General features: G+C 47.8%; 6 protein-coding genes. 2 read left to right on the forward strand and 4 right to left on the reverse strand.

Annotated features, from left to right (window positions below; all coding sequences use genetic code 11):
- The coding region (locus ACJROR_RS09345) for a DDE-type integrase/transposase/recombinase (protein WP_406546866.1) at nt 1–1,353 on the reverse strand (1,353 nt) is incomplete at its 3' end.
- A gap of 108 nt (nt 1,354–1,461) precedes the next feature.
- On the opposite strand from ACJROR_RS09345, the gene ACJROR_RS09350 reads away from it, so the two are divergent.
- Together ACJROR_RS09350 and ACJROR_RS09355 are read left to right on the forward strand one after the other, a co-directional pair.
- Nucleotides 1,462–2,670 carry an ATP-binding protein gene (locus ACJROR_RS09350; RefSeq protein WP_406546867.1) on the forward strand — a complete coding sequence of 403 codons (1,209 nt, stop codon included), beginning with the start codon at nt 1,462–1,464 and terminating at the stop codon, nt 2,668–2,670.
- Between the two features lie 273 nt (nt 2,671–2,943).
- Nucleotides 2,944–3,630 (forward strand): lecithin retinol acyltransferase family protein, encoded by a 687-nt coding sequence (locus ACJROR_RS09355; RefSeq protein WP_406546868.1) that lies wholly within the window; start codon nt 2,944–2,946, stop codon nt 3,628–3,630.
- 420 nt (nt 3,631–4,050) lie between these two features.
- Here ACJROR_RS09355 and ACJROR_RS09360 read toward each other — a convergent pair whose 3' ends face one another.
- The 3 genes from ACJROR_RS09360 to ACJROR_RS09370 all read right to left on the reverse strand — a co-directional run.
- Entirely contained in the window at nt 4,051–4,326 is a 276-nt protein-coding gene (locus ACJROR_RS09360; RefSeq protein ID WP_406546869.1) for a hypothetical protein, read from the reverse strand.
- A 118-nt stretch (nt 4,327–4,444) separates the two neighbouring features.
- The gene (locus ACJROR_RS09365; protein ID WP_406546870.1) at nt 4,445–5,299 is read right to left on the reverse strand and encodes an amino acid ABC transporter ATP-binding protein; all 855 of its coding nucleotides are present in this window, start codon (nt 5,297–5,299) and stop codon (nt 4,445–4,447) included.
- On the reverse strand, nt 5,289–5,855 hold a 567-nt coding region (locus ACJROR_RS09370), incomplete at its 5' end, for an amino acid ABC transporter permease (RefSeq protein ID WP_406546871.1). The genes ACJROR_RS09370 and ACJROR_RS09365, both read right to left, overlap by 11 nt.

Consider the following 5,855-nt stretch of genomic DNA (forward strand, 5'->3'; position numbering starts at 1 on the left):
GGACATGGACTGCGTCATGCCCATTTCCCGGACTCGGTTCTGGAACTCGTCAGTCAGGTACAGGATTCCCTGGTCGCTGTGAAACAGAGCATTCTCCAGTCCCGGGATTTCCGAGAGCTTTGTCAGGGTATTCAGCCCCAGAGCCAGGTCGTTGTTTTTGCTTACGCAGAAGGTCAGCAGCTTGCCGGTGACCGGATCTATTGCCGATGAGCCGTAGGCCCGTCTGGTTCCGTGAGCGTAGGTCAGGTACGTGACATCGGAGAGGATCACCTCCCCGGGACGGTGCAGCCGGAACCTGCGGCGGAGATGGTTGGGCTTTACGTGTTCCTTAAGCCATTCCCGCCTGGCCCGGTTGGCGTTCCTCGGCCGCCGCACCTGGCAGGAGATGCCGTACTTTTTCAGGAGCCGGCGCAGCTTGTTAAAGCTGAAGGACACCCCGGTGACGCGGGGAAGCTGCATGAAGATCTGCCTTATTCCCATGGGGAAGGGATACCGCTCCAGCACCTGCCTGATTTTTCTTAAGTCCTCATCATCCCTGCTGTTGCGGAGCTCCTCCGTCATGACATAGGACTCATCCGACAGAATGCGGTAGTACCTGGTTTTTGAGAGCCCGCACATGGCTATCAGTTCCTTTTTGCCGTACCCCTGCGCCGCATCCGCCGGCAGCGCATCGACAAATCGGCAGAACTCTCTTAATTCAGCGCGTGTCATTGCAGGGATTTTCGCCCTGAAGCCGGCAAACACTCTGGCTGTTTCCTCTTCCAGGAGCTTTATCCGGTTCCCGGCATACCGGCAGCGTTGTTCAGCCGTCAGCTCGCCGGCTGCCGCTGTATTCTTCCAGCAGGCCAGCTTCCTGCTGATGCCTTTCAGCGCGCCGGGAGAGACGACGGAAGCGTCTATCTCGTACACTTCAAGAATTTGAGGAATGCCGAATCCCAGCTGAAAGAGCCGGAGAGCCTCGTTATAGAATTCGTCGCTGAGACCGTAACGGCCGTTTGAAGCTCTAACAACAAGAGGATGGTCTGCATATTGACTCAGAGAGGCGCTTCTGATGTCGCCGGAATTGCTGGCAGATGAATTGGGGGAAAGGCCCTGACGCACCTTCATCGCGTCGATTTTTCTGAGACGGGAGCTTATGGAGCAGAAGAACTCCTGAGACATGATCTCGCAGGGAAAGCCGCAGTTTTTAAAGAATGATTGGATTGTTTGCGGTGTTTTATGAACTGACCAGGCCTTGTACAGTTGGTTTATGAATTCCTTGTCTAAGCGCAGGCCTCCTTTTTCGGAAATACTCGTAACGTGCGGGTTTTTGCCTATGAGTGCAATTTCTTCTCTGGTCCAAACGTAACTCATAACTGCTCCCAAAATCTGTTCTGGGAGTGAAGCTCTGACACGCCTTCAACCTGTCAGACTTTGTACCCAGATTTCGGAATCAGTTTATTTGAAACTGAATTACGTAATTTGATTAAGAAAAAAGTCAATGAAAGTGAATTTTCTCACTTGGTGTTAACGTTTGAATTATTTGTAGAAGATTGCAAGAGTTATAACAAAGTTTATATTTTAGAGAATAATGCAAATCCTGATATCAAAAACAGCTTGAAATTATGTTCCGAGGTAGACAGTTATATTCATTCAAAGGAATTTAAGTTTAAATCATACCTGCCTACTTCAACAATATTAAGGATTGTCTTAACTTTTAAGCAGGTGCAGCAGGAAATACAGTCTGCCGCCGAGGTGTCTAATTTTATTGCCGTTGAGGGAAAATACGATTTTGGTCAAATCGTTATCCCAAAGGAAAAGCTCGATGAAATTTACAGTGCTATGAATTTAATTGAGCTTCAGGATTTAGTTTTTAATAAATGGAATTTCAAATCTGTAGATCCGGTTCCCAGATGTATTTTGAATTTTTACGGTAAGCCGGGAACCGGCAAGACAATGTGCGCTCATGCCATTGCTCGTAAAATAGGTAAGAAAATCTTAGCTTTAAATTACGCTGAAATTGAGTCTAAATATGTTGGTGATTCGGCAAAGAATCTTATGAGTGCATTTAATTATGCTAAAGAAAATGATTGTGTTTTATTCTTTGATGAAGCCGATTCATTCTTGGGCAAAAGAATCCAAAATGTTTCTCAGGGGGCTGATCAGGCTCTTAATTCCCTGAGAAGTCAGATGCTGATTCTTTTGGAAGAGTTTCATGGAATTGTAATTTTTGCCACAAACCTTGTTAAGAATTTTGACGTGGCATTTGAATCCCGCATCCTGAAGCAAATTCAGTTTGATTTGCCTGATGAATCATCTCGGTGCCAAATAATTTTGAAGATGATTCCCGATGAATTGCCTTTAGAACATAAACTGACTAGTGAGGAATTATTAAAACTATCTCAGGCAATAGGACTTATCTCTCCTAGAGAAATCAAGAATGCGGTTTTGGAATGCATAATCAAAAAAGCTACTCAAGAACATGAAAAGTCTGTATTTACTTTTGATGATTTCCTCCAGGCATTTAAGAATAAGAGAGAAGCAGTTGATAATCTTGAAAAAGAAAAAGGCATTAATGTAAATGGGAAAAAACTTGAGGATATAATTAAGGAAAAATTAAACTCTGCAAATAATGCCTCAAAGGACGTCTCAAATGAAAATGGGGAAAGTGACGCGCAAAAAATAAGTTAATGTCATTGTTCATATGTGCTGATATTATTACATGCATATGCAAGTCTGCTCGCAGGCTTGCATATGCTATGTTGGAGACATAAATATTCTAAGCAATGATTGAATATTTAGACAGCAATGTCTCTACTCAATATTTCGTGAGTTTCTTCAATGTTTATCAAAATTTAAATTTTGCGCAACACTCTTTGATAATAATATTCCATTATGATATTTGACTTTGGATAAACATTGTAAGCTTCGCATTCGCTTGTGCCATACCCAAGGAGACTCTCTATGGAAGAGGAAAAGGATAAAGAACCAGGAAAGGACAGTTCCAGCGACACCGCAATTAAGCTGTTAAAGGCTGCTGGAGTTTTTGCCTTTATGTTCGCCGCCCAGTTTCCCGTCAGGGCTGCCATTAATACCATCAAGGGCAACTACGTTGATGCCAAGGTGGATACCCCGGCTTTAGGATCTGTGCTGTACCGGGATCTGGGAGCGGGCTACGCAGAACATTCCGGCATCTATGTGGGCGGCGGAGAAAACTGCATTGCGGAGCTGCAGAATGATAACGGACAGAGCATTATCAAGCTGGTAACGCCGGAGGTATTCACCGCTAACGGCTTTGGAGCTACTTCCACCATTTATGTATCCTGCAAGGGCGACACCCCGGTGGGTGATCCCGAAGTGGCCCGGCGGGCTCTCAGCATGGCTGGAGAGGATCTGGGCAAATATAATCTCATCATGAATAACTGCCACATGTTTGTTTACGGCTGTCTTAAGGCTGCCGAGGCCGGAGAGGAGTTTGATCCCGATAAAATGCATCGTATTACCAAAGATCACTGGACCAGAATGGAAATGTCCCTGTCGAACCTCAAGCATGAAGCGGAAAAGAATCTGAAAGCCTGCGACTGGCGGGTGTGGGACTGGCAAAAGAACCTTGCCATTGCCAACGATGCCGTTCCGGGTATTTCTGCCTGAACTGATGTCTCCTGATACTGGGGCGTCGGTTATTCAGAGTCTTCAAAGGGCTCTTCACCTCTTAAACCAAAAGAGATGTATTAAGCCGTTTGGGTATTTTCAGCAATCGTTTTTTAAATCTGCCCCGAAAACTAAAAAGTGTCAGCACTGCTGACACTTTTTAGTTTGACGAATCTTTTGCTCATCATGCAGCAGTAAAAGCAATGAGGAGCGGGAATTTTATATGCGCCTTGCTGTCAGCTTGAGCGTTGATGGAGTGGTTACTGCGTGCGGTATATGCACTCCAAAAGCAAGCTGCTGCGTAGCCGATGCACTCAGAGGAATCTCGTCATCATCAGGTTCGTAGCGATTACGATTTCTCATGCTATCCCTCATGTTTTATTCAATGCGTGTGGCTCAGTGGCCTTTGGGAAATTATTTTTACGTTCCATCAATCAGTTTTGCAATCTGCTTCCACAGCCATAAACAAATATGTTTTGTAAAGTACAATCCAATCAGGCTCAGTTCTACAGTAAGGTGAAAAAATTGATAAGGCGGTGTCGAATCCATCATGAAAGGCGAATACAAGATCGCTAACAAAATTCCAAGTATCGTATATAACGGAAAAACCACCAAAAGTTCGCCCAGGCACGCCGCGCATCCCTCATCCCCTCCTTGGGAAATATCATCCGGATCGCATAACACATCATCGCACATTCCAATCTCCCTTCGAACCTTCCTTTGCTGCCAGCAGTCCCGCCAGATGTAAGGGTCGGATTTCCTGTCTTGCCAGATCCTAGGGAATTCGGAGCAGGGGAAGCCGGTTTCTTCTCCCTTATTCCTTTGCAATCTGCCCCAGAAAGCTTTTAAGCCGCGGATCCCGGGGATTATCAAAGATCTCTTCCGGAGTGCCCTGTTCCTGAATGCCCTTGTTATCTAAAAACAGCACCCGGTTTGACACCTTCCGGGCAAAATTCATTTCATGAGTGACCACCAGCATTGTCATGCCCAGTGCGGCCAGCCCCTTCATTACTTCCAGGACTTCGTTGACCATTTCCGGATCCAGAGCGCTGGTGGGTTCGTCGAAGAGCACCACGGCTGGCGACATCATAAGAGCCCGCACAATGGCCGCCCGCTGCTGCTGTCCTCCGGAAAGCTGCGCGGGATATTTGTCGGCATGCATGGCAAGGCCCACCTTTTCCAGAAGTTCCTGAGCCCTGGCGTTCGCTTCCTGTTTGGAGCATATCTTATGGATCACCGGAGCCAGAGTAACATTTTCCCGAACCGTGAGATTGCTGAACAGGTTAAACTGCTGGAATACCATGCCGATTTTGGGGCAGACCTCCAGGAGCGCTTCCGGCTTCAGAGCGGTAAGATCCTGCCCCTCAAAAAATATCTTCCCGGAGGTGGGCCTTTCCAGCAGGTTCAGCATTCTGATAAGGGTGGACTTCCCGCAGCCGGAAGGGCCGATAATGGCAATGACATCCCCCTTGAAAACCTTCAGGGAGACATCCTTAAGCACTGTGTTCTGGCCGTAGGTTTTGCTGATGTTCTGAGCCTCCAGAAGGGGAGCTTTGTCCGGATTCCGTCCGGCGGTGTTTTCCGGAGCTGCCGCTTCATGAGCAGCTGTCTCCGGTGCGGTATTTTCCGGCACTTCTTTTTCCGGTCTGCCTGCATTATTACTTGTCATTTTTCTTCATGCTCCTTTCCAGACGGGACACGCCTGCGGAGAGGGTGCCGATAATGGTGAGGTAGATCAGCGCCACCGCCAGGAGAGGCAGGAAGGCCTCAAAGGTGGTGTTCCTGATAACCACGCCGCCCCGGGTGAGATCCATAAGGCCGATGTAGCCGCAGATGGAGGTTTCCTTGATGAGGGAAACGCCTTCGTTGGCCAGGGCCGGGAGACAATTCTTAAGGGCCTGCGGGAAAATAACGCGCCTTATCAGAGTAAAGGGGCGGAGTCCCAGAGCATAACCGGCTTCGAACTGTCCCTTGGGGACGGCCATGAAACCTGAGCGGAAGATCTCGGTGGTGTAGGCCATGGAATTCAAGCCGAAGGCGATAATGGCCACCAGGATCTTGTCAATGTCCACCGCCGCGAAAATCACGTAGTAGATAATGAGAAGCTGCACCATTACCGGGGTGCCCCTTATGATGTTCACGTAAACCCGGATAAGGAAGCTCAGCGCGGCAAAGCGGCGGGTGTGATGGTGCAGAACCCGGATGGTGGCCAGCACTGCGCCGCC

The sequence above is a fragment of the Succinimonas sp. genome, from assembly GCF_045225735.1.
Taxonomy (GTDB): Bacteria; Pseudomonadota; Gammaproteobacteria; order Enterobacterales; family Succinivibrionaceae; genus Succinimonas.

What these genes read in the sequence shown, in the direction of transcription:
- ACJROR_RS09365 (WP_406546870.1), bottom strand. Translation starts at nt 5,299, where the DNA reads ATGACAAGTAATAATGCAGGCAGACCGGAAAAAGAAGTGCCGGAAAAT.
- ACJROR_RS09360 (WP_406546869.1), bottom strand. Translation starts at nt 4,326, where the DNA reads ATGTGCGATGATGTGTTATGCGATCCGGATGATATTTCCCAAGGAGGG.
- ACJROR_RS09355 (WP_406546868.1), top strand. Translation starts at nt 2,944, where the DNA reads ATGGAAGAGGAAAAGGATAAAGAACCAGGAAAGGACAGTTCCAGCGAC.